The sequence below is a fragment of the Nioella ostreopsis genome, from assembly GCF_004000255.1.
Lineage (GTDB): Bacteria > Pseudomonadota > Alphaproteobacteria > Rhodobacterales > Rhodobacteraceae > Nioella > Nioella ostreopsis.
In genome coordinates, this window is sequence record NZ_RCIQ01000011.1 from 45,350 (window position 1) to 69,946 (window position 24,597).

At 61.0% G+C, this 24,597-nt stretch carries 23 protein-coding genes; 13 read left to right on the forward strand and 10 right to left on the reverse strand.

Features of this window, described 5'->3' with window-relative positions; all coding sequences use genetic code 11:
* Position 1 precedes the first annotated feature (1 nt).
* Genes EP237_RS12530 through EP237_RS12545 form a run of 4 tightly spaced genes read left to right on the forward strand, consistent with a single transcriptional unit; the run spans position 2 to position 5,366 of the window.
* Positions 2-1,228 (forward strand): glycosyltransferase family 4 protein, encoded by a 1,227-nt coding sequence (locus tag EP237_RS12530; protein WP_127561244.1) that lies wholly within the window; start codon positions 2-4, stop codon positions 1,226-1,228.
* Positions 1,225-2,235, forward strand: coding sequence for a glycosyltransferase family 2 protein (locus EP237_RS12535; protein ID WP_127561245.1), 1,011 nt, complete (start codon positions 1,225-1,227; stop codon positions 2,233-2,235). Before EP237_RS12530 ends, EP237_RS12535 begins: the two co-directional genes overlap by 4 nt.
* Positions 2,232-3,932, forward strand: a complete 1,701-nt coding sequence (locus EP237_RS12540; RefSeq protein WP_127561246.1) for a DUF5927 domain-containing protein — start codon at positions 2,232-2,234, stop codon at positions 3,930-3,932. Before EP237_RS12535 ends, EP237_RS12540 begins: the two co-directional genes overlap by 4 nt.
* Before the next feature lie 3 nt (positions 3,933-3,935).
* Positions 3,936-5,366 carry a sulfotransferase family protein gene (locus tag EP237_RS12545; protein ID WP_127561247.1) on the forward strand — a complete coding sequence of 477 codons (1,431 nt, stop codon included), beginning with the start codon at positions 3,936-3,938 and terminating at the stop codon, positions 5,364-5,366.
* Here the strand turns inward: EP237_RS12545 and EP237_RS12550 are convergent.
* From EP237_RS12550 to EP237_RS12595, 10 genes are all read right to left on the reverse strand, one after another.
* A complete protein-coding gene (locus EP237_RS12550; protein WP_127561248.1) occupies positions 5,363-5,827 on the reverse strand; it encodes a PTS sugar transporter subunit IIA in 465 nt (154 codons plus the stop codon). The genes EP237_RS12545 and EP237_RS12550 overlap by 4 nt on opposite strands.
* A 51-nt stretch (positions 5,828-5,878) precedes the next feature.
* Complete coding sequence (gene hpf, locus EP237_RS12555; RefSeq protein WP_127561249.1) at positions 5,879-6,445, reverse strand: ribosome hibernation-promoting factor, HPF/YfiA family; 567 nt, start codon at positions 6,443-6,445, stop codon at positions 5,879-5,881.
* Between the two features lie 233 nt (positions 6,446-6,678).
* Positions 6,679-7,440, reverse strand: coding sequence for an LPS export ABC transporter ATP-binding protein (gene lptB / locus EP237_RS12560; RefSeq protein ID WP_071691725.1), 762 nt, complete (start codon positions 7,438-7,440; stop codon positions 6,679-6,681).
* Positions 7,441-7,443: 3 nt separating this feature from the next.
* The gene (lptA, locus tag EP237_RS12565; protein ID WP_127561250.1) at positions 7,444-7,929 is read right to left on the reverse strand and encodes a lipopolysaccharide transport periplasmic protein LptA; all 486 of its coding nucleotides are present in this window, start codon (positions 7,927-7,929) and stop codon (positions 7,444-7,446) included.
* 10 nt (positions 7,930-7,939) lie between these two features.
* Complete coding sequence (locus EP237_RS12570; protein WP_127561251.1) at positions 7,940-8,536, reverse strand: hypothetical protein; 597 nt, start codon at positions 8,534-8,536, stop codon at positions 7,940-7,942.
* Between the two features lie 10 nt (positions 8,537-8,546).
* The gene (locus EP237_RS12575) at positions 8,547-9,158 is read right to left on the reverse strand and encodes a ribonuclease D (RefSeq protein WP_127561252.1); all 612 of its coding nucleotides are present in this window, start codon (positions 9,156-9,158) and stop codon (positions 8,547-8,549) included.
* Between the two features lie 135 nt (positions 9,159-9,293).
* Positions 9,294-10,460 (reverse strand): N-acetylglucosamine-6-phosphate deacetylase, encoded by a 1,167-nt coding sequence (gene nagA / locus EP237_RS12580; protein ID WP_127561253.1) that lies wholly within the window; start codon positions 10,458-10,460, stop codon positions 9,294-9,296.
* Positions 10,457-11,488, reverse strand: a complete 1,032-nt coding sequence (locus tag EP237_RS12585) for an SIS domain-containing protein (protein ID WP_127561254.1) — start codon at positions 11,486-11,488, stop codon at positions 10,457-10,459. Before EP237_RS12585 ends, nagA begins: the two co-directional genes overlap by 4 nt.
* A 16-nt stretch (positions 11,489-11,504) precedes the next feature.
* Positions 11,505-12,260, reverse strand: coding sequence for a GntR family transcriptional regulator (locus EP237_RS12590; RefSeq protein ID WP_127561255.1), 756 nt, complete (start codon positions 12,258-12,260; stop codon positions 11,505-11,507).
* On the reverse strand, positions 12,257-13,138 hold the full coding sequence (locus EP237_RS12595; protein ID WP_127561256.1) for a glucosamine kinase nucleotide-binding domain-containing protein: 882 nt from the start codon (positions 13,136-13,138) through the stop codon (positions 12,257-12,259). The genes EP237_RS12590 and EP237_RS12595 overlap by 4 nt, the downstream gene beginning before the upstream one ends.
* A gap of 147 nt (positions 13,139-13,285) precedes the next feature.
* Between EP237_RS12595 and EP237_RS12600 the strand changes: the two genes are divergently transcribed.
* From EP237_RS12600 to EP237_RS12640, 9 genes are all read left to right on the forward strand, one after another.
* Entirely contained in the window at positions 13,286-14,182 is an 897-nt protein-coding gene (locus tag EP237_RS12600; RefSeq protein WP_127561257.1) for an N-acetylmuramic acid 6-phosphate etherase, read from the forward strand.
* Between the two features lie 38 nt (positions 14,183-14,220).
* Entirely contained in the window at positions 14,221-15,477 is a 1,257-nt protein-coding gene (locus EP237_RS12605; RefSeq protein WP_127561258.1) for an ABC transporter substrate-binding protein, read from the forward strand.
* A gap of 66 nt (positions 15,478-15,543) precedes the next feature.
* Complete coding sequence (locus tag EP237_RS12610; protein WP_127561259.1) at positions 15,544-16,458, forward strand: carbohydrate ABC transporter permease; 915 nt, start codon at positions 15,544-15,546, stop codon at positions 16,456-16,458.
* Positions 16,459-16,471: 13 nt separating this feature from the next.
* Complete coding sequence (locus EP237_RS12615) at positions 16,472-17,311, forward strand: carbohydrate ABC transporter permease (RefSeq protein ID WP_127561260.1); 840 nt, start codon at positions 16,472-16,474, stop codon at positions 17,309-17,311.
* Between the two features lie 142 nt (positions 17,312-17,453).
* Positions 17,454-18,488: a Gfo/Idh/MocA family protein gene (locus tag EP237_RS12620; RefSeq protein ID WP_127561261.1), complete on the forward strand. Its 1,035-nt coding sequence runs from the start codon at positions 17,454-17,456 to the stop codon at positions 18,486-18,488.
* Positions 18,485-19,489 carry an ABC transporter ATP-binding protein gene (locus EP237_RS12625; protein WP_127561262.1) on the forward strand — a complete coding sequence of 335 codons (1,005 nt, stop codon included), beginning with the start codon at positions 18,485-18,487 and terminating at the stop codon, positions 19,487-19,489. The genes EP237_RS12620 and EP237_RS12625 overlap by 4 nt, the downstream gene beginning before the upstream one ends.
* Before the next feature lie 333 nt (positions 19,490-19,822).
* On the forward strand, positions 19,823-22,681 hold the full coding sequence (locus EP237_RS12630; RefSeq protein ID WP_127561263.1) for a monovalent cation/H+ antiporter subunit A: 2,859 nt from the start codon (positions 19,823-19,825) through the stop codon (positions 22,679-22,681).
* Position 22,682: 1 nt separating this feature from the next.
* The gene (locus EP237_RS12635) at positions 22,683-23,048 is read left to right on the forward strand and encodes a Na+/H+ antiporter subunit C (RefSeq protein WP_127561264.1); all 366 of its coding nucleotides are present in this window, start codon (positions 22,683-22,685) and stop codon (positions 23,046-23,048) included.
* On the forward strand, positions 23,045-24,595 hold the full coding sequence (locus tag EP237_RS12640; protein ID WP_127561265.1) for a monovalent cation/H+ antiporter subunit D: 1,551 nt from the start codon (positions 23,045-23,047) through the stop codon (positions 24,593-24,595). The genes EP237_RS12635 and EP237_RS12640 overlap by 4 nt, the downstream gene beginning before the upstream one ends.
* The last annotated feature ends 2 nt before the right edge of the window (positions 24,596-24,597 follow it).

The window sequence follows — 24,597 nt, forward strand, 5'->3', positions numbered from 1 at the left end:
TATGACCGGGCCTGCCCTGTGTCTTGACCTGACGCGGCTGTTGTCCCGCGTCGGGCGAGGTCAGCTGACGGGCGTGGATCGCGTCGAGCGCGCCTATGCGGATTGGGTTCTGAGGACGGACCCGGACCCCCGGTTTCTGGTGCGCAGCTCTCGCGGGTATATCCTGTTCGGGGCAGCGGGCGCGCAGGCGTTCCTGGACGCTCTTGACGGCAACGTGGATTGGCCACCGCCTGATCTGCTGTCACGTCTGACCGGCAAGTCCGATCTGCCGCGACATAGGGCCGAGGCTCTGCTGCGTCGCCATGCCATTGCCCGTTGCCTGCATGCCAACCTGTTTCGACTATTGTCCCAAAACCTGCGGGAAAACACGACCTATCTGAATGTCGGTCACAGCAACCTGTCCGCGGACTGTCTACGGGCCTTTCGGGCCAACCCGGATGTGCAGGTCGCCGTGCTGCTGCACGATGCCATTCCTCTGGATCATCCGGACTTCTCTCGTCCCGAAATACCGGGGCATTTTCGCAAGATGCTGGCGGCCAGTCAGGATCATGCAAATCTGATCATCTGCAACTCGGAGGACACAAGACGGCAACTTGCGCGGCATATGAGCTCGGACATGGCCTTCGTCACGGCCCATCTCGGCCTGCCTGATCGCGTGGAGAAAGAGCCGTTTTCGCCTGGTTTAGACCCTGACACACCCCGATTTGTGTGTCTTGGCACCATTGAGCCCCGCAAGAACCACCAGTTGTTGCTGGATGTCTGGTCGATGCTGCCCGAACCCACCCGCCCGCATCTGCATATCGTTGGCCAGAGGGGATGGGCATCGGAGGAATTCTTTCACCGGCTCGACACGCATCCGCTACGTGGAACCGCGCTATTTGAACACAACGACCTGAGCGATGGTCAGGTGCGTACCCTGTTGGAGGGGGCGCATGGACTGCTTTTTCCGACGCTGGCAGAGGGTTTCGGCTACCCCCCGTTGGAGGCCGCGCGGCTTGGGGTGTTGCCAATCTGCTCGGACCTTCCGGTGTTGCGTGAAACCGTTAACGATTGCGCCGTTTACCTTGACCCTCAGGACGCGTATTCTTGGCTGGAAACGATTAAGAAACGATCGGGGGATAGACTGGCGGACGAGGTGCTGCCAGCGGTCAAGCTTCCGACGTGGCAGGCACATTTCGACACGGTTACTGAGGCCCTTCAAAAGGCCCGGGCAGGGGACATGGTATGAAGGTGGTTCAGCGCTACAAGCTGCGCCTTGAACGTAAGCGGTTTCTGATCCGTGCCTGGCGCAAGGCGCGGGATCTTCTGCTTGTGGCAGACCGCACCGACCAGATCCGCCCCAACGATGTTCTGTGCTTCGTCACCCTGCGAAACGAACGAATCCGCTTGCCCTATTTCCTGCGGTACTATCGTGACAGGGGCGTGTCGCATTTCATCTTTGTGGACAACGACAGTACCGATGGCACCCGAGAATTTCTGGCCGGGCAGCGCGATTGTTCTGTCTGGACCACGCCCGCCAGCTACAAACGCTCCCGCTTCGGGATGGATTGGCTGAATGCGCTGTTGCGGGAATACGGGCATAGCCACTGGTGTGTCGTCGTCGACCCGGATGAATTCCTTGTTTACCCGTTCTGTGACACGCGCCCCATCCCTGCGCTTACTGACTGGCTGGAAAGCAGTTCGATCAAGTCCTTTGGCGCGATGCTGCTGGATATGTACCCCAAGGGCCCGATCACGACGCAGCCTTATAGCGAAGGCCAGAACCCGTTCGACATTGCCTGCTGGTTCGACAGCGGCAACTACATGATCAAGCGCAACTGGGATTTTGGCAATCTCTGGATTCAGGGCGGCCCGCGGGCGCGGCTCTTCTTCCCGGACAATCCCGAACGCGCCCCGGCGCTGAACAAGATTCCGCTGGTGAAATGGGACAAGAACTATGCCTTTGCCAGCTCTACTCATATGTTGCTGCCGCGCGGGCTGAACCTCGTGTTCGATGAATGGGGGGGTGAAAAGGCGTCTGGCGTGTTGATGCATGCCAAGTTCCTCGACACCTTCACCACCAAGGCGCGGGAAGAGCTGCAGCGCAAACAGCACTACGCCAACAGCCACGAATACAAGGCCTATGCCGCCGGATTGCAGGCCGACCCTAACCTTTGGTGCAAGTGGTCTGAACGCTTCATCAACTGGCGGCAGCTGGAAATCCTCGGCCTCATGTCCAAGGGGAACTGGGCATGAGCGTCGGGTTTGTCATGCTCTGCCACACGGCGCTGCACCGCGCGGCGCAAGTGGCGCGGCATTGGGCGGAGCGGGATTGCCCGGTGGTGATCCACGTGGATCAACGCGTGTCGAAAGAGGCGTTTACGGGTCTGAAATCCGATCTGTCTGACCTGCCGAATGTGAAATTCTGCGGGCGGCACAAATGCGAATGGGGCACATGGTCTCTCGTCGCGGCATCACAGACCGCGTCAGAGATGATGTTGGCCGAATTCCCCAATGTCAGACACGTTTTCCTGTCCAGCGGGTCCTGCCTGCCCCTGCGCCCGGTGGAGGAGTTGAAGGCCTATCTGGCGGCCCGCCCGCGCACCGATTTCATCGAAAGCGTGACGACCGAAGACGTGGAATGGACGGTTGACGGGTTGCATGCGGAACGGTTCCAGCTGCGCTTTCCCTTTTCATGGAAACGTCATCGCAGGCTGTTCGACGGCTATGTGGAATTGCAGCGCAGGGTCGGGTTCAAGCGGACGATGCCCGATGATCTGGTCCCGCATCTGGGCAGCCAATGGTGGTGCCTGACCCGTCAGACCCTGTCTGCGATCCTGCAGGACCCGTCACGCAAGGCCTATGACCGCTTCTTCAAACTGGTCTGGATTCCTGACGAAAGCTACTATCAGACACTGGTTCGCAAGTATTCGACCCATATCGAAAGCCGGTCCCTGACCCTGTCGAAGTTCGATTTTCAGGGCAAACCCCATGTCTTCTATGATGATCACCTGCATCTGCTGCGCCGGTCGGATTGCTTCGTCGCGCGCAAGATCTGGCACAAGGCGGATCGGCTCTATGAAACCTTCCTGACCGATCAGGATCGCGGCACCGTCATGGCCGAACCCGCGCCGGGCAAGATCGACCGGGTCTTCGCCAAAGCGCTGGAACGGCGAACGCGCGGGCGGGCGGGCATGTATATGCACAGCCGCTTTCCGAACCCTGACTGGGAAAACGGCAAGACCAGCGCGCCTTACTCGGTCTTTCAGGGATTCAACGACCTTTTCGAGAATTTCGAACCGTGGCTTGCCCGCCGTCTCGGCACGCGGGTGCATGGCAACCTGTTCGACCCCGTGCGCGTGCGGTTCTCGGGCGATGCGGATGTCTATGCCGGCTGCCTGTCCTCGGCCGCCGCCCTTCGCGACTATGACCCCGAGCATTTCCTGACCAGCCTGATCTGGAACACGCGGGGCGAACGTCAGGTGTTTCAGTTCAGCCCGCGTGACAAGCAGCGGATCGGGGCGTTCATCGCCTCTGACGGGAATGCGCAGATCTCGGTTGTCACCGGGGCCTGGGCGGTGCCGCTGTTCAACTCGAACCAGGATTTCCACACGATCCGAAAGACGGCGGCCCTGCTGCAAAAGCAGGAGATCGACTTCGTCAACATCCTGCGCCGGGTGCAGACACGGGCAGAGGTGAAGATCTGGTCCCTGGCGGAATTCGTGGAAGAGCCGATGGAAAATCTGCAATCGATCCTCGATGCCATCGGTGGCCCGTCCTCCGGTGCGCGCATCACCGAGGCGCCGCGCATGGTTGATCTGTCGGGTTTTGGCCAGTTTCTGCAGAATCTGAAGAACCAGGGGATGAACCCGCATGTCACGGGTGACTTCCCCGTCAACCAGCCCGGAATGCAACCCAGGTCGGGCGGATCCCGGCCCTATCTTGTCAGGTAACCCATGTCCGACCGTTTCGATGCCTTCGTGATCTTTGCCGAAATGCGGACGGGCTCGAACTACCTTGAGGCGACGCTGAACGATCTGCCCGATCTGAACTGCCTGGGCGAGGTCTATAACCCCACCTTCATGGGCCATCACAATACGTTCGAGATGCATGGCATCGACATGGACCGGCGCGAGGAAAAACCTCTCGATCTGCTGGATGCGATCATCGAGAACGCGGGCGATTCCCTACCGGGATTCCGGTTCTTCCACGACCATGATCCGCGCGTGCTGGACCGGATCCTGCCCGATCCGCGCATTGCCAAGGTGGTCCTGACCCGTAATCCGCTGGAAAGCTATGTCAGCCGCCGGATCGCGACCGAGACGGGGCAATGGCGGCTGACCGATATGAAGCACCAGAAAAGCGCCAAGGTGGAATTTCGGCTGTGGGAGTTTGAGACCATGCTGGAAGACCTGCAATCGTTCCAGATCCGGCTGCAACGCGGGCTGCAAACCACCGGGCAGGCGGCGTTCTACATTCGTTACGAAGACATCAACGATGTGGAGGTCGTTAACGGCTTGGCGCGGTTCCTGGGGTCTGAACACGCCTTGGAGGCCACGAATTCGAAGCTGAAAAAGCAGAACCCGAGCGATCTGAAACAGAAGGTGGAAAACTACGACCACATGGTCCGGTCGCTGGCCAAGCTGGACCGGTTCGACCTGAGCAGAACGCCCAATTTTGAACCCGCACGCCATGCGGCTGTGCCGGGCTTCGCCCTGATGCCGGAAACAGGGTTGATGTTCATGCCGATCCGGGGTGCGGCGGTGGACCCTGTCAAGGACTGGATGGCGGGGCTGGAGGGTATCGGCGCGGACAAGCTGCTGACGGGGCTGAAGCAGAAGGACATCCGCCAATGGATGCGCAAACATCCGGGCCACCGCAGTTTCACCGTTCTTCGGCACCCCCTGGAACGGGCCTATCACGTGTTCAACAGCTGCATCCTGCCCGCCGACAGGCCCGCCTTTGCAAATATCCGGCGGGTGCTGAAGAACCGTTACAATCTGCCGATTCCCAAGGACGGGCTGATCCCCGGCTACTATGCCGACCAGCACAAGGAGGCGTTCGTCGCCTTTCTGAATTTCCTGAAGGGCAATCTTGCCGGGCAGACCAGCCTGAAGGTGGAACAGATCTTCGCGTCTCAGACAGCCCTGATTCAGGGCATGGCCAATTTCGCGCTGCCCGACCGCATCTTGCGGGAAGAGGACCTCATCGAGGAACTGCCCCGGCTGGCCGCCTCTCTGGGGCGTGCAGGTAGGGAATTCGACATGGCCCTGCCAGAGGAGCCTTTCCCGCTGGCAGAGATCAACGACAGCGAAATCGAGTCGCTGATCTTCGACATCTATCGCAAGGATTTCCTGAATTTCGGCTTCCAGACCTGGGAGCCTTAGGCCGCCTGCGTCGTGCGTGCCTCGGTCAGCAGGGTATGCAGCGTCGCCGCGTCTGAATTGGCCCGCAGTTTTTCACACAGGACCGGATCGCGCAGGGTGCGAGAGACGAGCGCCAGTGCCTTGAGATGCTCTGTTCCCGCTTCCTCTGGTGCGAACAGCGCAAAAACGAGGTCAACCGGTTGGCGGTCCACGGCGTCGAAATCCACAGGTCGATCCAGCTTGATGAAAGCGCCCTGCACCCCGGTCAGGCCGGACAGGCGTGCATGCGGCAGGGCAACACCCTTGCCGAACCCGGTCGGCCCAAGGCTTTCGCGTTCCAGCAGGGCCGACGTAATGTCCGTCATCGACAACCCTGTCAGTGGCGCGGCGACATCGGCCACAGCCTGTATCAGTCGCTTCTTACTGGTGACATCAGCGATGATACGAACCGCTGTCGGGCTCAATAGTGACGCAAGATCCATGAAACCGTCCCGGTCTGGGGCCGCGCTTTCGCCCGGCCCCTGTTGCTTCTGTTAACGGGGGTCAATCCAGCCGACATTCCCATCTTCGCGGCGGTAGACCACATTCAACCCGTCGTGTCCCTCGTTTCGGAAAATCAGAACGGGCGACCCGGAAATTTCCATCTGCATCACCGCTTCACCAACCGAAAGGGACGGGATTTTCGTCTCCATCTCGGCAATGATCATCGGCTGCAGCGAATCCGGTTCGTCCTCATCCCCATGGTCCGAGCCCGCGAGGATATACGAGGAACCGGCGAAGGTTTCAACGGGCTCTGATCGCTTGATGTGATGGTCTTTCAGGCGGCGCTTGTAGCGACGCAGCTGCTTTTCCATCTTCTCTGCGCATTGGTCGAAGGATGCGTAGATTTCATGGTCGGCGGCCTTTGCCGACGCGGTCAGCCCGGTCGACAGATGGATGGTGGCTTCGCAGACATGCTCGTGGCCGCTACGCGAGAACACGATATTCGCGTCGGTCGGACGTTCAGCGTATTTTTCCACGACGGCGCCAAGACTGTCCTTCACATGGGTTTGCAAGGCATCGCCGATATCGATTTGTTTTCCGCTGATCTGGTAGCGCATAGGACCTCCTTAAATGCGAACGGCCGACGCGGGGATGGGTCCCCGGGCGGCCGTTGGTCAGTGCAGTGATGCAACGAAAATGCCTGCCCGAAGTTTGCTTGCATTCGTAGGCCCGGTGGGTCCGGTGATGTGCAGTGCAAGATCGGGAACGCTTTCGTACATCCCCACCATTTGGCGCTGAATCGGGGCGATCTGTCAACGGCAACTCGCCGTGATCCGACCGTTGGCAAAGATCAACTGATGCGGAAACTGTGGCCCAGATAGACCCGGCGCACGTTCTCGTCTCGCACCACTTCCTCGGCGGTGCCGCTCATCAACATGGTGCCGTCATGCAGGATATAGGCACGGTCCACGATTTCGAGTGTTTCGCGCACGTTGTGATCGGTGATCAAGACACCAATCCCCCGTTTTTTAAGGTCTGACACCAGTGCGCGAATCTCGGACACCGCGATCGGATCGACACCCGCAAAGGGCTCATCCAGCAGCAGATAACGGGGGTTCGAGGCCAGGCAGCGGGCAATCTCGGCGCGGCGGCGTTCGCCCCCGGACAGGGACAGGGCCGGGGCAGCGCGCAGATGGGTGATGGAAAATTCCGACAGCAGCTCCTCCAGCCGCTCGTGACGCTTGTGGCGGTCCTTTTCCACCACTTCGAGAATCGCCGTGATGTTTTCCTCGACCGTCAGACCACGGAAGATCGACATTTCCTGTGGCAGATAGCCGATGCCTGCCTTGGCGCGGCGATACATCGGCAGATAGGTGATGTCCTGCCCGTCCAGAATGACCTTGCCACCTTCGGGGGCGACCAGCCCGGCGATCGAATAGAAACAGGTGGTCTTGCCCGATCCGTTTGGACCAAGAAGGGCAACAACCTCACCCCTGTCCAAAGTCATGGTCACGTCGCGGATCACTGGGCGACGTTTGTAGCTTTTCCGCAGATTGGTAACGCGCAGGCCCTGCTGGCCCTGTTCCATCACAAGATCGGGCCGGTCTGCCATGGGTTACTGCCCCGCGGGCTGCAGGATGGTGCGCACCCGGCCCTCGACGGTGCCGTTACCGGTGTTGAGGTCGATATTCAGCCGGTCACCGGCAATCGTGGTGCGCCCTTGCGTGACCAGAACATCGCCCGACAGGAACACATGACCGGTTTCGACCGAGTATTCCGCCTGTGCGCCTTCCGCGGCGTCCTGCCCGCGCGTAAGCAGCACGCCGCCAGTGGCCAGAACCTGCTGGATCTGCTGCGTGTCGCCAGTGCCGTAGATGACAGACACCTCGCCTGCTGCCATCCTCAGATCCCCCTGGATCACGATGACATTGCCGGAAAACACCGCATTTCCCGTAGTTTGATCCACGCTGAGGCTGTCTGACGTCACCTCGATCGGCTGGTTGGCATCATGCGACACCCCCCCGAATCCAATGGATGTTTGAGCCGAGATCGGCAAAGCGAAAAGGCAAGCCACGCAAAGGGCAATGAAAAAGGCGCGCATGAAAGCTCCGTTAACTTCCGGGCTCGTATAGCACCCGAACACCGTCATTAAAAAGGACAACGTCGTTTCCATCAACAGCGCTGATTCGCATTGATCCGGCTGTCAGGGACAAACCGGGGCCGGTGACCAGCACATTTCCCGGCGCAACGGCACTGGATGTGCCCATGTCGAAATGCAAAAGCTCTGTGTTCAGGCGTAGTCCGGTGGTGGTCGTCAGCTGTACCTCGTCGCCCAGTTCGGCGGCCTCGTTGCGCAGGTCGAACTGTCCGCTGCCTGCCACAATCAGCAGGATGGAATCAGAGTCCAGGTCAATGCGGGCCTCGATGGTTTCGGCATCCAGCATGTTGGGGTTCGTCAGCCTTGGGACGACGCGCGCGGCGGTGAAGATCACCTCGCGCCCATCCGACATGGTGCCTGCAAAGCGTGGCTGGCCAAGGCTTTGTTCGCGGGCCAGTTCCTCCACATCCACTTCGGCGAAGGGAATGGCGCGGTTCGGGTCCGGGGCGCGGGAGAACAGGAACAGGGTCGACAGCAGCGCCAGCGCCAGCAGCGGCAGGATCACCTTTACCCAGGCGACAACACGCGAATAGGTGTTGGGCGCGGCCATGTCCGTCCCCTCAGTGAGAGAAGATGTCGATCTCGGGCCAGCCCGCAAGATCCAGCTTGGCGCGAGTGGGCAGGAAATCGAAACAGGCCTGCGCGATCTCGGTCCTGCCTTCGCGGTCCAGCCGTGTCTCAAAGATATCTTTGAGCCGGTGCAGGTACAGCACATCGGACGCGGCATAGGTCATCTGCGCATCGGTCAACTTCGGCGCGCCCCAGTCAGAGCTTTGCTGCATCTTGGAAATGTCGACGTTCAGAAGTTCCTGACACAGGTTCCGCAATCCGTGACGATCGGTATAGGTGCGCACCAGCTTCGATGCGATCTTGGTGCAAAAGACCGGTGCGGCCAGCGCGCCGAAGGCGTGATACATGGCGGCAATGTCGAAGCGCCCGAAATGGAAGAGTTTCAGAACCTCGGGGTCTTCCAGCATCCGCGCAAGGTTCGGGGCCTCGGTCTGGCCCTTGTCCACATGCACCAGATGCGCATGACCATCCCCGCCCGACATCTGCACCAGACACAGCCGGTCGCGATGCGGGTTCAGACCCATCGTTTCGCAGTCGATTGCAACAACCGGCCCAAGGTCCAGCCCGTCGGGAAGGTCGTTCTTGTAAAGATGGATCGTCATCGTCTTCCCCTGATCAATCGCAGGCCGAGCAGCAGGTGTTCGGTTACCTTTGGCGGGGTTCATGTCACCTTTCAGGAAAATAGGCAACTTGAGCCGCGCTTGCCAATCGCATCCGGTCAATTGGCGTCAACCTGCCTATGCACCGGTCAAGGGTACGCCTTTCAGCCAGACGGAGGCCGGGTCCGAGCCCTCTGGATCGAAATGAACGAAATCCGCCGCTGTGCCGGGCTCAAGACATCCCAGACGATCGCTTTCACCAATAACAGCGGCGGGCACTGAGGTTGCCATAGCCAGCGCCGTTGCGTGATCAGCAAAGCCCCAACGGACCAGATTGCGGATAGCGGTCAGCTGATCCAGATCTGCCCCCGCCAAAGTACCGTCTTCCAACGTCAGCCGGCCATCTGTTCGCAGCACCCGACGCGTGCCAAGCCTGAATTCCCGCAGGTCCGACCCGGCAACGGCCATTGCGTCGCTCACCAGAAATATTCGTCCCGGCCCCGTTTTGGACCGCAGAGCGATGCCGATGCTGTCGGGATGTGCGTGTATGCCGTCTGCGATCAAGCCCGCGGACAGATGCGGTTGTGATAGCGCCGTGCCGACCAGGCCCGGTTCCCGGTTGCCTAGCTGGCTCATGGCGTTGAACAGATGCGTCACGCAGGTGGCCCCGGCGGCGATGGCCTCTTTCGCTTGGGCGGCGCTTGTTTCGGTATGTCCGAGAGAAATCACGAGCCCCGCTTCGGTCAATTGCCGGATTTGTTCGGGTGTCACGTTTTCGACTGCCACCGTCATCTTCAGAACCGGCAACCGGCGCGCGCCGTCGATCAGGATGGCGATATCTCTATCGGTCATGGGGCGGATGAAACGCGCTTCATGCGCGCCTTTGCGGGCAATGGACAGATGCGGACCCTCCAGATGCAGGCCGATGATGCCGGGAATGTCTGCGGCAACCGCGGCCTCAACCGCGTCGATGGCGGCAACGGTTTTGTCAGGACTATCCGTGATCAGGGTCGGCAGGATTGACGTCGCCCCAAGCGTGGCATGGGCCTGCGCGATGCGGCGCAGGGCGTCAACCGACTGGTCATCGTTCAGCATCACTCCGCCACCGCCATTGACTTGCAGGTCGACAAAGCCCGGTGCGATGATCCCTTCCGGAAGGCATCGGCGGGGCATTGTGTCATCCAGATCGCCGGTGGGGACAATCTCCAAGACCCGGCCGCGTTCCACGATCAGCGCGCTGTCCAGGTGGAATTCAGTGCCATCGAAGATCCGGGGGCAGAGATAGGCTGTGCGATGCTCCGTCATACGGTTTCCGTCACTTTGCGAAGATGGCGCGGCGTGTCCGGGTTGATGCCCCGATCTGCTGCAACCCGTTCTACCATCGTGTAGAAGGAAACCATTAGGGCAATGGCATCTGTCAGGGCGTGGCCGGTGCGCACATGCGGCAATCGCGAGGCGCCGGAGGTCAGATCGGAAGTCAGGAAGACGCTGGCACCTTTCTTGACCAGATCATCAGAGACCTTGGCGACAGAGGATTCCGCCGCATCGCCCACGGCAAAGCACAGCACGGGAAACCCTTCCTCGACGATGGACACCGGGCCATGCAGCACCTCTGCCGCCGAATAGCTTTCCGCGTGAATCTGACAGGTTTCCTTGAACTTGAGCGCCGCCTCGTTGGACATGGCCCAGGATGGACCTCGCCCAAGGGTAAAGAGCGATCTTTTCTGACCGATGGCACGCCGCAGGTCCGGCCAGTCCAGTTCTGCCGCGTGTTCCAGATGGTCGGGCAAACCGTTCAGGGTGGCAAGCAGCGCGTCATTGCGCGACCAATGCGCCAGCAACAACAACCCGGACACGGCTGATGTCACAAAGGTCTTGGTCGCCGCGACGCTGCGTTCCGGGCCAGCGAAGATGTCGATTGTATGGGCCGAGGCCTGCGCAAGGGGCGAGGTGGGATCGTTGGTGATCGCAACAGTCATCGCGCCGCCCCTGCCGGCGGCCTTGGCCATCGACACGATATCGGGGCTTTTTCCTGATTGCGACACCGACAGGCACAGCCCGCCCGCCAGTTTCAAATCGGCCCCGTAGATCGAGGCAACCGAGGGCCCGATCGAGGCGACGGGCAGCCCTAGTTCCAGCTCGATTGCGTATTTCAGAAAGGTGCAGACATGGTCGGACGACCCGCGTGCCACGGTGACCACGAACCGGGGATCGGCGGCGCGGGCGGCGTCCGCGATGGTGGCAATATGGTCCGATTTCTCGGCCACCAGACGGGCAACCACATGCGGGATTTCAAGGATTTCCCGGCGCATCTGGGTGGATGGATCGGTCATGGTCTGATTGCCTTTGCTACAGGCGCAGCTCTGCCACGAAATCGTAGGCATCGCCGCGATAGATGGATTTGGTAAATTCAGCGACCCGGCCAGAGGGCAGGTAGGACACGCGTTCAATCCGCAGTCCGGCGGCCCCTTCAGCGACGCCAAGCAGGTCGGCGTCGTCCTGGCCCAGGTTGATGGCAGAGATCTTCTGGATCGCCCGAACCGGGCGGTTTCCGTCCTGCTCCAGCACGTCATAAAGCGAAGTCGTGACCGCTATCGGGTTGGGCAGGATGTCGACGGGCAGCGCCGCGCGCTCAATCGCCATTGGCCGATCATCGGCCATGCGCAGCCGCGAAATGCGCGCGACGGAGTCATTGGCAGACAGCGCCAGCGCAATGGTTTCTTCGGGTGACGGCAGGCAAATGCTGCGTTCGAGCCAGACCGAGGTCGACTTCATGCCGCGCCGGGTCATATCCTCGGAAAACGAGGTCAGGTGAGACAGAGATTGTTCCACCCGTTGCGCCTTTTCGGTGACGAACGTACCGGACCCTTGTCTCTGGACGACAGTTCCGGCTTCGACCAAGGCCTGAATTGCATTGCGCACGGTCACGCGCGACAGGCCCGTCAGCGAGGCAATCTCTCGTTCAGAAGGCAGGGATGCGCCCGGTGGCAGAATGCCGACATCGGGGTCCATTGCCTTCTCGATCCTCTTGCGCAGCTGCACATAGCGCGGCCCCGCGACCTGATCGAGCCAGCCCTCGGCCTTCAAAAAATCGGTGATCTTCATGGCGGGCCTCCGGTCTCTGGCAAGCGCCGCGCCAGGGAGAGGGCCCCTGCCAGCGCAGTATCGTCAGGGGCCGACAGGGAACCTGCGACAGAGTCCGGTAGAAACGCGCCGTATGCTTGCGCCAGCCCGCCAATCAGGCAGAGCCGTTCCCCAGCTTGCCACCCAAGCCGGTCGAGGCCTGACATGAAGTATGCCGCGCCTTCCTGCAGCAGCGCGTTGGCCACCGCGTCCCCTTCCTTGGCCGCCGTGACGATCCGTGGGGCAAACCGGGCAAAATCCACAGGTTTGGCCCCAGAGGCGAATTCGACGATTCCCGCAGGGCCATTCATCTGGTCCAGTATGTCGGCGGTCAGAGGCGATACGGGAGTCAGGCCATCCGCAACATGCAGCGCGCGCGAAAGCAGCTTGCGGCCCAGAACCGCACCCGACGCCTCATCGCCGAGAATGAAACCCCATCCGCCGATCAGCTCGATCCGACCGGACACGCGACGCCCGAGAAAAGACCCAGTGCCGACGCCGATCACCGCCCCGTCATCGGAACCGAGCGCGCCGGCAACGGCGGCGATTCGGTCATCTTCCACCAAGACCGTGTTGAACGGCAATGCCTCTGCAACCGTCGCGGCAATGGCCGGGCTGACGACCCCGGCAAGCCCCACATAGGCCCGCGCGTCCCGTAGGTCGTTCAGGGCCATCCCGGCGGATTGCGCAAGCGATTCAAGCCCGTTGCGCAGGGTGGTCAAGGCACCCTCAAGGTCGGTCGACACATTGGCGGAGCCACATTTGACCTCATACAGGCGACCACCCGCATCCAAGGCCAGGCGGCAATTGCTGCCACCGCCGTCAACGCCGATCACGAGGTTTGACTTGGTCTGTATCATGGAGAAACCATTACAATACCTTTGAGTGAATTTCTAGGGGTGGTATCGGGAATTTCATACCAAATAGGGCCAGATACTGCCTTTCACATTCCCTCTTGGATTAAAGGTACGTAAATGGTATCTTCTATCGGCAGGAGGGGGAATCACATGCCTCAGCGCAAGACCGAAGAACTGCATGCATCAGCCCCCGGGCTGGATGCCCGCCCAGTTGAAGAGATCGGAGCCATCTTGTTGTCCGGTCAGATTGATGCGTTGCGGGCGGTCTCCTCTGCGACCTCCGATATTGCTCGCGCTGGTCAGATGATGGCCAAGGCCGTGCGCGCGGGCCGGCAACTGGTCTATGCCGCTGCGGGATCTTCCGGATTGATGGCCATGGCGGATGCCTGTGAATTGGCGGGAACATTCGGTCTGGCACCGGAACGGACACGAATTCTGATGGCGGGTGGCATCCCGACCAGCGCCGCAATGCCCGGCGATACGGAGGACGACACACAAGACGCCAAAGAAGCGGCAGAGGTCATCCATGCAGGTGACGCTGTTATCCTGCTGAGCGCGTCGGGCCGCACGCCCTATGCCCTGACCATTGCCGGTATCGCACGCGATCGCGGGGCGCATGTGATCTGCCTTGCCAACAACCCCGACACGCCGTTGCTGACGCTTGCCGATGTGGCGATCTGCCTGCCAACCCCGCCCGAGGTCATTTCGGGTTCCACCCGGATGGGCGCGGGCACGGCGCAGAAGGCGGCACTGAACATGATGTCGACGATCATGGGTGTGGCTTTGGGCCATGTGCATGACGGCATGATGGTCAACCTGCATGCCGACAATGATAAACTGCGCGACCGGGCTGCCCGCATGGTGGCCGATATCGCCTCGGTTCCGCATGAGCGGGCCGAAACCGCCCTTGCGATAGCAAAAGGCCGGGTCAAACCCGCCGTTCTGCTGGCCATGGGTGCCCCAAATCTGACCTTGGCCGAAGAACTGCTGACACAGGCAGACGGCCGACTTCGTGCCGCCATGGCGGCTTTGCACAGCCACGCCTGAGAAGCGGGCTTTTACCAGGACCTTAGGGAGGAAAACCAATGTCCATGAAGAAACTCGGTGCCGGTCTTCTGGCGACCACCATTCTGGCGGGAACCGTCGCCTCGGCGCAGGATGTGACCCTGACCATCGAAAGCTGGCGGAACGACGACCTGCTGCTTTGGCAGGACGTGATCATTCCCGCCTTCGAGGCAAACCATCCCGGCATTCACGTGGAATTCACCCCCTCGGCCCCGGCGGAATACAACGCCGTGCTGAACTCCAAGCTGGAAGCGGGCTCTGCCGGTGACCTGATCACCTGCCGCCCCTTCGACGCTTCGCTGGCGCTTTATGAAGACGGCCACCTTGCCGATCTGAGCGATCTTGACGCGATGGCCAATTTCTCCTCCGTGGCGCAATCCGCGTGGCAGACCGACGACGGCTCCGCCACTTTCTGCGTCCCGATGGCCTCCGTGATCCACGGCTTCATCTACAACGCCGATGCATTTGCGGAGCTTGGGCTGGAAGAGCCCACCACCGTGGACGAATTCTTTGCCGTGCTCGACGCAATCGAGGAAGACGGCGGGTATATCCCCATGGCCATGGGCGTCAACGACCAGTGGGAAGCGGCCACCATGGGCTATAACAATATCGGCCCGAACTACTGGCGCGGGGAAGAAGGCCGTCTGGCCCTGATCGCCGGTGAACAGTCGCTGACCGATGAAGCCTGGGTTGCCCCCTATCGTCAGCTTGCCCGTTGGGGGGACTATCTGGGTCGCGGGTTCGAAGCGCAGACCTATCCCGACAGCCAGAACCTCTTCACCCTTGGCCGCGCGGCGATCTATCCTGCCGGATCGTGGGAGATCACCGGCTTCAACGCTCAGGCCGATTTCGCCATGGGGGCGTTCCCGCCGCCGGTGCCGAATGCAGGTGACGAGTGCTACATCTCGGATCACACCGACATCGCTATCGGCCTGAACCCGGCATCGCCGAATGCAGAAGCGGCGCGCACCTTCCTGGAATGGGTCGGGTCCGAGGAGTTTGCCACGATCTACGCCAACGCCCTGCCCGGCTTCTTCTCGCTGTCGAATTTCGATGTGGCCATGGAAGATCCGCTGGCTCAGGAATTCGTGTCCTGGCGGGGTGAATGCAACTCCACCATCCGCTCCACCTACCAGATCCTGTCGCGTGGCACGCCGAACCTGGAAAACGACACCTGGAACGCATCCGCCCAGGTGATCCGTGGGGCCGAATCCCCGGAAGACGCTGCTGCCCGCCTGCAAGCAGGTCTGGCAAGCTGGTACGAACCGCAGCAGTAACCTCCCTTGCTGCACATTGTCCGGGCGGCCCCGCGCTGCCCGGACCCCTAGTCACCGGAGGCCATGATGCGCAAACCCCCGATCAGATGGCATATCCTCGTGTTCCTCGCCCCCGCGGTGCTGGTCTACACGGCGATCATGATCATCCCGCTGTTCAACACCCTGCGGCTGGCCCTGTTTGACGAGGTTGACCGGACGCGCGTGTTCGTCGGGCTGGACAATTTCCGCACCCTGTTCGGGGATCCTCTGTGGTCCGACGCGTTCTTGAATGCGCTTGGCAACAACTTCTGGTTCTTTCTCATTCACATGCTGGTGCAGAACCCGATCGGCATCCTTCTGGCCGCGATCCTGAGCCACCCGCGCCTGCGCTTTGCCGCGCTCTATCGCACCGCCATTTTCGTGCCCACGATCCTGAGTTTCGTCATCGTCGGCTTCGCCTGGAAACTGATCCTGTCGCCCATCTGGGGCATTGCCCCCGGCATGATGGATGCCGTCGGGCTGGACGACTATTTTCTGCCCTGGTTGGGGTTGGAAGGCACCGCGCTCACCACATTGGCGCTGATTTCCGTCTGGCAGTTCGTCGGCATCCCGATGATGCTGATCTATGCCGCGCTTCTGTCGATCCCCGAGGAAATCCTGGAGGCAGGCGAATGCGACGGGATCACCGGCGCGGCGGCCTTCTGGAAGATCAAGCTGCCGCTTATCCTGCCCTCGATCGGGATCATTTCGATCCTGACCTTCGTGGGCAACTTCAACGCCTTCGACCTGATCTATGCCGCGCAAGGCGCATTGGCGGGGCCGGATTTCTCGACCGATATTCTTGGAACCTTCATGTATCGCACCTTCTTCGGCTTCCAGCTGCAACTGGGCGATCCGCATATGGGGTCCGCCATTGCCAGCGCCATGTTCGCGATCATTCTGATCGGGGTCTGCATCTACCTTTTCGGTATTCAGACCCGCATGCGCCGGTATCAGTTCTGAGGGGGATGAGAGCATGAACAAAGCCCGCAGAAACCCCGCAAACATCATCGCCGCGCATAGCATCCTGATCCTTTACACGGTGATCGCGCTGTTCCCGGTCTTCGTGATCCTGATCAACAGCTTCAAGACCCGCCGTGCGATCTTCCGCGAACCGCTGGCGCTGCCGGATGCAGAGAGCTTTTCGACCGTGGGGTATGAAACCGTCTTCAATCAGGGCGATTTCTTCGGCTACTTCCAGAACTCGATGATCGTGACCGTGGCATCGCTGTTCTTCATCCTGCTGTTCGGCGCCATGGCGGCCTTTGCCCTTAGCGAATACCGGTTCAAGGGCAACACGCTTATGGGGTTGTATCTGGCCCTTGGCATCATGATCCCGATCCGCATCGGCACCGTCGCGATATTGGAGATGATGGTAAACACCGGGCTGGTGAACACGCTTTGGGCGCTGATCCTGGTCTATACCGCGCAAGGCCTGCCGCTGGCGGTCTTCATCCTCAGCGAATTCATGCGGCAGGTGTCGGATGACTTGAAGAATGCGGGCCGGATTGATGGGCTCAGTGAATACACCATCTTCTTCCGCCTTGTTCTGCCATTGGTGCGGCCGGCCATGGCGACGGTGGCGGTCTTCAACATGATCCCGATCTGGAACGATCTGTGGTTCCCGCTGATCCTCGCCCCGGCCGAGGCCACCAAGACGCTGACGCTTGGCAGTCAGGTTTTCATCGGCCAGTTCGTCACGGACTGGAACGCGGTTCTGTCAGCGCTCGGCATGGCGATCTTTCCGGTCATGGTGCTCTACGTCATCTTCTCGCGCCAGCTGATCCGCGGCATCACCTCGGGGGCGGTGAAATGAGCACTCTCTCAGGCCACCCACAAGCCCGTTCGAACGGGCTTTCAAAAAGCGGTTTCGAAACCGCTTTCAAGCCGCGTCGACGCGGCTTTGACACGGGCTTTCGAAAGCCCGTCCCGGTCCCGGAGTCAAAAGGGGATAGAACATGACCCGCGTTCTGATTGCAGGCCTTGGCAATATGGGGCTAAGCCACGCTCTGGCCCATCACCACCACCCCGACGCGCAGATTGTCGGGCTGGTGAACCGGTCGGGCCACACGGATCATCCGGAGTTGCAGGGCTATCCCATTTTCACCGATTTCCATGCCGCATTGGCAGAGGTGAACCCCGATCTGGCCGTGATTGCCACCTACACCGATACCCATGCGGACTATGCCATCGCAGCGATGCAGGCGGGTGCGCATGTGTTTGTAGAAAAGCCGCTGGCCATGACCGCTGCCGAGGCGCGCCGCGTGGTTGACTATGCGACCGCCAACGGGCGGAAACTGGTCGTGGGCTACATCCTGCGCCATCACCCGTCCTGGATGCGGCTGATCTCGGAGGCGCGCGGATTGGGTGGACCTTATGTCTTCCGTCTGAACTTGAACCAGCAATCGACCGGCGAGACCTGGGAGGTGCACAAGGCGCTGATGCAGACCACCAGCCCCATCGTGGATTGCGGCGTGCATTACGTCGATGTCATGTGCCAGATCACCGATTCCGCGCCGGTGCGCGTGCACGGAATGGGCCTGCGCCTGTCCGATGAAATCGCGCCTGACATGTACAATTACGGCCAGTTCCAGGTGATCTTCGAGGACGGCTCCGTCGGTTGGTACGAAGCCGGTTGGGGACCGATGATGTCGGAAACCGCGTTCTTCGTGAAGGATATCGTCAGCCCCAATGGCGCCGTGTCGATCACCGAGGGCAACAAGGGATCGTCCGACGACGTGGACGGCCACACCAAGGTGGGCGGCATCCTCGTTCACCGGCCTTCCGGCGACCAGTTGATCGAAATGGAAGGCGAGCCCGGCCATGACGACCTGTGCGCCGCCGAACAGGCCTACATCCTGCGCGCCATTGCCGAGGATATCGACCTGACCCGCCATATGAATGACGCCGTGCAATCGCTGGCCATCTGCCTTGCAGCCGATGAAAGCATCCGCACCGGCAAACCGATCGACCTGAAGGACCGCAGACCATGACCGCGCTCAGCCTGAAAACCGTCAACAAATCCTTTGGTTCTGTCCATGTGCTGAAAGATATCGACCTGGAGGTGGAAGACGGTGAGTTTGTCGTTTTCGTCGGCCCCTCGGGCTGCGGAAAGTCCACGTTGTTGCGGGTGATCGCGGGGTTGGAGGATGCGACTTCGGGCACTGTCGAAATCGCCGGTGAAGAGGTGAACACCGTCCCCCCCGCCAAACGCGGCATCGCCATGGTGTTCCAGAGCTATGCGCTCTACCCACATCTGACGGTGCGCGGCAACATGGCGCTTGGCCTGAAACAGGAAGGCCAGCCGAAACAGGTGATCGAGGAGCGTGTTGCCGAGGCTGCCCGGATGCTGTCGCTTGGTGAGTATCTGGACCGTCGCCCTTCTGAGTTGTCGGGCGGTCAACGCCAGCGGGTCGCCATTGGCCGGGCCGTGGTGCGCCAGCCCAAGCTGTTCCTGTTCGACGAGCCGCTGTCCAATCTGGACGCCGCCCTTCGGATGAACACGCGCGTGGAGATTGCCCGCCTGCACCGGACCCTTGCCGCCTCGATGATCTATGTCACCCATGACCAGATCGAAGCGATGACATTGGCCGACAAGATCGTCGTGCTGCGCGATGGAAGGGTAGAGCAGGTCGGTAGCCCGATGGAGCTGTATAACAACCCCGCCAACCGGTTCGTGGCCGGGTTCATCGGCTCGCCTGCAATGAATTTCCTGCCAGCCGAGATGGTTGGAGGCGCAAAGGGTCAGATGATCGGTATTCGCCCGGAATATCTGCGCATCACGGATCAGGGTCGCTTTCAGGCAACGGTGACCCATGTCGAAAATCTGGGTGGGGACACCAATGTTCTGGCGACGACGGACGACGGGCATCCTGTGACTCTCCGCCTTTTTGGTCAACACAGCATTCGACCGGACAAGATCATTGGCTTGGACTATGACGACGCGGAATCCTACCTTTTCGGGGAGGATGGTGAACGGGTGACTGCCGCATAGACGGGGGAACACGGCCCGTCCCATATCCAGTTTGCAGAGCATTGCCGACAGTGATTGGGCGTTCTGAATGTGCATCTTGCCCTTGGAAAAGCGGGTGGAACCGCCCCGACGACAATCAATTGAGAACGGAGCCATCCGCCGGATGATCCGGCCATCTTGCCGCGGTCATACGCAATGCGGGTAATCCCCTTGAAAGCATATATCGCGAACATATCTTAACGGCACCAATTGGATAAGGCAGGCCGTCAGTAGCGCGACAATAACTCTCCGTTGCAATGAGTTGCCGCGCCCGGTACGAGTTGGCCAGATAAATATAAGGGACAAGGACATACCATGGGTCTTGGGGGGACTCTCCTTCTTCTGATCGCAGTGATGCCCTTCGCAGGGGCGCTGTTGCCGGGTTTGATGATCCGTGCGGGGCGCAATGTCTGCGCGATCTCGACGGCAGTACCGACATTTCTGGCGCTGACGATGCTCGTTGTTCTGGCGCCCTCAGTGATGCAGGGCAACGTGGTTCAGGCCCAGATCGAGTGGCTGCCGCAGCTCGGGCTATCCGCCTCGTTCTTTCTTGACGGCCTTGGGCTTCTCTTCGCGGGGATGATCCTCGGGGTTGGCCTGCTGATCACGCTCTACGCACGGTTCTACCTGTCGGGCGAAGATCCGATGGGGCAGTTCTATACCTATCTTCTGCTGTTTCAGGGTGCGATGCTGGGCATTGTGCTGTCGGACAACATCCTGCTTCTGTTGATTTTCTGGGAACTGACCTCGCTGTCGTCCTTCCTGCTGATCGGGTTCTGGAAGCACCTGCCAGAGGGGCGTCAGGGCGCGCGCATGGCGCTGGCGGTTACCGGCGCGGGTGGGCTTGCGATGATCGGCGGGATGCTGATCCTCGGCAATATCGTGGGCAGCTACAACTTGACGGATATCCTGGCCGCTGGCGATCAGATCCGCGCGTCCGAATGGTATCTGCCTGCACTGATCCTGATCCTTCTGGGCGCATTTACCAAATCGGCGCAGTTCCCGTTCCATTTCTGGTTGCCCCACGCCATGGCGGCACCCACGCCCGTTTCGGCCTACCTGCACTCTGCCACGATGGTGAAGGCCGGCGTGTTCCTACTGGCCCGGATGTGGCCGGCGCTCGCGGGGACCGACGCGTGGTTCTACATCGTCTCCACGACCGGCCTCGTCACAATGGTTCTGGGCGCGCTCATTGCGCTGTTCAAGGATGACCTCAAGGCGTTGCTGGCCTTCTCGACGGTCAGCCATCTCGGTCTGCTGACCATGCTGCTTGGCTTCGGCACCCAGGCCGCAGCCGTGGCTGCCGTGTTCCACATCATCAACCACCTGACCTTCAAGGCCGCGCTCTTCATGACCGCGGGGATCGTGGATCACGAGACCCATACCCGCGATATCAAGCGGCTTGGCGGGCTGAGGCACCTGATGCCGATTACCTTCCTCATCGGAACCGCTGCGGCCCTGTCGATGGCAGGCATTCCGCTGTTCAACGGGTTCCTGTCAAAGGAATTGATGCTGGAAGAGGCCTCGCATACCGACTGGTTCGGCAGTGCCTATGCGGTGCCGGTCATGGCCACGATCGGGGCGCTTCTGTCGGTCGCCTATTCGCTGCGCTTCATCTCTCATGTCTTCCTCGGTCCGGTGCGCGATGACTATCCGCACAAGCCCCATGATCCGCCCTTCGGCATGTGGGCCGCACCGGCGCTGTTGGTGGCGATGGTTGTTATCATCGGGGTTGCGCCCTTCCTTGCCGAAGGGATCGTGACGGCCGCGGCCAATGCAGTCACCGGCGCGGACCTGCATCCGCATCTGAAAATCTGGCATGGGTTCACACCCGCGCTGTGGATGTCTGTCATCGCTGTGGCGGGCGGCATTATCCTTCTGCTGCTGCACAAGCCGCTCGACAAGCTATGGATCGCCGCGCCACGGCCCGAGGCCAAGGCCATCTTCGACAGGTTGATTGCGGGTCTTGTCGCTGCATCCCGCGCGATCACCGAGATCGGCCACAATGGCGCGATCAGCCGCTATCTGGCGATATTCACAGCAAGTTCCGTGGCCCTGGGATGGGTTGCCTATTCCTCCAGCGGCCTGTCGGCCCCGACGCGAGAGCTGCTGCCCATATCACCTGTGATCTTCGTGGGCTGGATCATGTTGATCGTCGCCACTGTGTCTGTCGTGACAATGCATCACCACCGCTTCCGCGCTCTGGTTCTAATCGGGATCATCGGCCTGTCGATCTCTGCCGGGTTCGCCTATCTCTCGGCGCCCGATCTGGCGCTGACGCAGATCTCGGTCGAGACGGTCACCATCATGCTGCTGCTTCTGGCGCTGCACTTCATGCCGAAGATCACCCCGAAGGAAAGCTCTGCCGGACTCAAGCTGCGCGACGGTGTGATCGCGCTTGGGGCCGGGGGCGGCGTGGCCGCGCTAGCCTATGCTTTCCTGATGCGCGATATCGAGACGATTTCCGACTATCACCTCGCCAACAGCTATGAGGGCGGCGGCGGGACCAACGTGGTCAACGTCATCCTCGTGGATTTCCGTGGATACGATACGTTCGGCGAAATCATCGTGTTGGGGATCGCGGGGCTGGTGATCTATGCGATCATGCACGCGCTGCTGGACGGACCGGCGTCGCGGCGGCTGAAGAACACCGACTATTCGTATGACCGGTCTCGTGACCGCCACCCGATGATGATGGTTGTCGCCACCCGTGTCATGATGCCCATTGCCATCGTCGTGGGCGCCTACATCTTCCTGCGCGGCCATAATCAGCCCGGAGGCGGCTTTGTCGCCGGCCTGGTGATCGCAATCGCGCTTCTGATGCAATACATGGCCTCCGGCTTTGCCTGGACGCAGGAACGTCAGCGGATGGAGTACCATACGATGATCGGGCTTGGCGTCGTGATTGCCGGCTTGACCGGCGTCGGTTCGTGGCTCTTCGGGCGACCGTTCCTGACCAGCGACTTCACCTATATTCATCTGCCGCCGATCGAGGAATTCGAGGTCGCCACAGCCATGCTGTTCGATCTCGGCGTGTTCCTGACAGTTCTGGGTGGGGTCATGCTGATGCTCTACAGCCTGAGCAGAATTGCCCGCTTCGCCGGTGAGACCGTGAATGTCGAACCGATGGACTACGACCCGGCGGATCGGGTCCCGGACGAGGAGGAGCGCTGAGATGGAGATCATCGTTGCAAGCAGTATCGGCGTTCTGACGGCAGGAGGCGTGTATCTTCTGCTGCGCCTCCGCACCTTCCCTGTCATCCTCGGGCTCGCCTTGTTGTCCTACGCGGTGAACGTCTTCCTGTTCGCCAGCGGGCGGCTCGCCACCAACCTGCCGCCCGTCCTGTCGCCCTATGGCGACGCCAGCTACACCGACCCGCTGCCCCAGGCGCTGGTGCTGACCGCGATTGTTATCTCTTTCGGGATGACGGCAGTGCTGGTGATGATCGGGCTTGGCGCGTTTCTGGAAGCGGATAGCGACCGGATCGACATGGAGCCGGAACAGGACGGCGCAGACGCCGCAAACGAGGGGTCCGCGTGATGCACTGGATCATTCTGCCGGTCGTCCTGCCGGCCCTTTTGGCCCCAGTCATCGGCTTCGTGATGCGTCACGACATCACACTGGCACGCATCGCTTCGGTAGCTGGCACGGTGCTGCTGCTGGCCATTGCCCTGGGCCTTGCCTACATGGCCGCCGATGGCACGACCCATGTCTACCGGCTTGGCAACTGGCCTGCGCCGTTCGGCATTGTTCTGGTCCTCGACCGATTGTCCGCCCTGATGGTCCTTCTGACCGCGGCGCTTGCGCTGATCGTGCTCATCCACGCCATTTCCACAGGCTGGGACGCGCGCGGCCGGCATTTCCATGCGCTGTTCCAGTTCCAGCTCATGGGTATTTGCGGCGCTTTCTTGACCGGGGACATCTTCAACCTGTTCGTGTTCTTCGAGGTCCTGCTGATCGCGTCCTACGGGCTGATGATCCATTCCGGCGGCAAGGACCGGATGCGTGCGGGGCTGCAATACGTGGTCATGAACCTGGCTGGCTCGACGCTGTTCCTGTTTGCTCTGGGGACGCTCTACGCCTCTACCGGCACGCTGAACATTGCCGATCTCGCCCTTCGCGTTCCCGAGATCCCGGCCGAAGAGGCCGCACTGGTGCGTGTTGCCGCGATCCTGCTGATGATCGTCTTCGCGGTGAAGGCGGCGCTGTTCCCGGTGCAGTTCTGGCTGCCCGCATCCTACTCCAACGCGCCCGCGCCGGTTGCCGCGCTCTTCGCCATCATGACCAAGGTCGGCGCCTACGCTATCTTGCGGGTCCACACCACGGTGTTTGGCCCCGGCAGCCCCGGAACCGAGGATCTGGCTACCACATGGCTTTTCCCGGCAGCCATCGTGACCATCGCCCTCGGGGCGTTCGGTGTCCTTGGCGCGCGGCGTCTGATGCCGCTGATCGCCTTCTCTGTTGTGGGGTCCATGGGCACCTTGCTGGTTGCGGTCGCCGTGTTTTCGACCACCGCCACGACAGCGGCGCTGTATTACATGGTTCATTCGACCTTCGCGGCGGCCTGCCTGTTCCTGATCGCCGACCTGGTCGTCACGCGCCGGTCAGGGGATGCGCTGCGACCAGAACTGCCGACTCGGCAGAACGGCTTGTTCGCGGCCCTGTTCTTCGCCGCGGCCATCGCAATGGCCGGTATGCCACCGCTGAGCGGGTTTCTGGGAAAGCTGCTCGTTCTTGACGCGATCAGGGAGCCCGGTCTGATTGGATGGGCCTGGTCCGCGATCCTGATCGGGTCGCTCTTGACCATCATCGGGTTTGCGCGCGCGGGCAGCGTTCTGTTCTGGAAATCCACGGCGATCGCCGTCCCTGACACCGCGGAGGATGAATCCGAAGAAGGCGCCGCGTCGATCCAGCCGCCTCTTGCCACGGTGGGGCAGGTTGCACCCGTCATGCTTGCATTGGCTGTGTTGGGGGGGCTTGCCATCTTCGCTGGTCCCGTCTCGGCCTATCTCGACAATACGTCAGCCCAACTCTTTGACCGCGCGGGGTATGTCGAAGCTGTCCTGAGCCCTGTTGAGGAGCGCTGAGC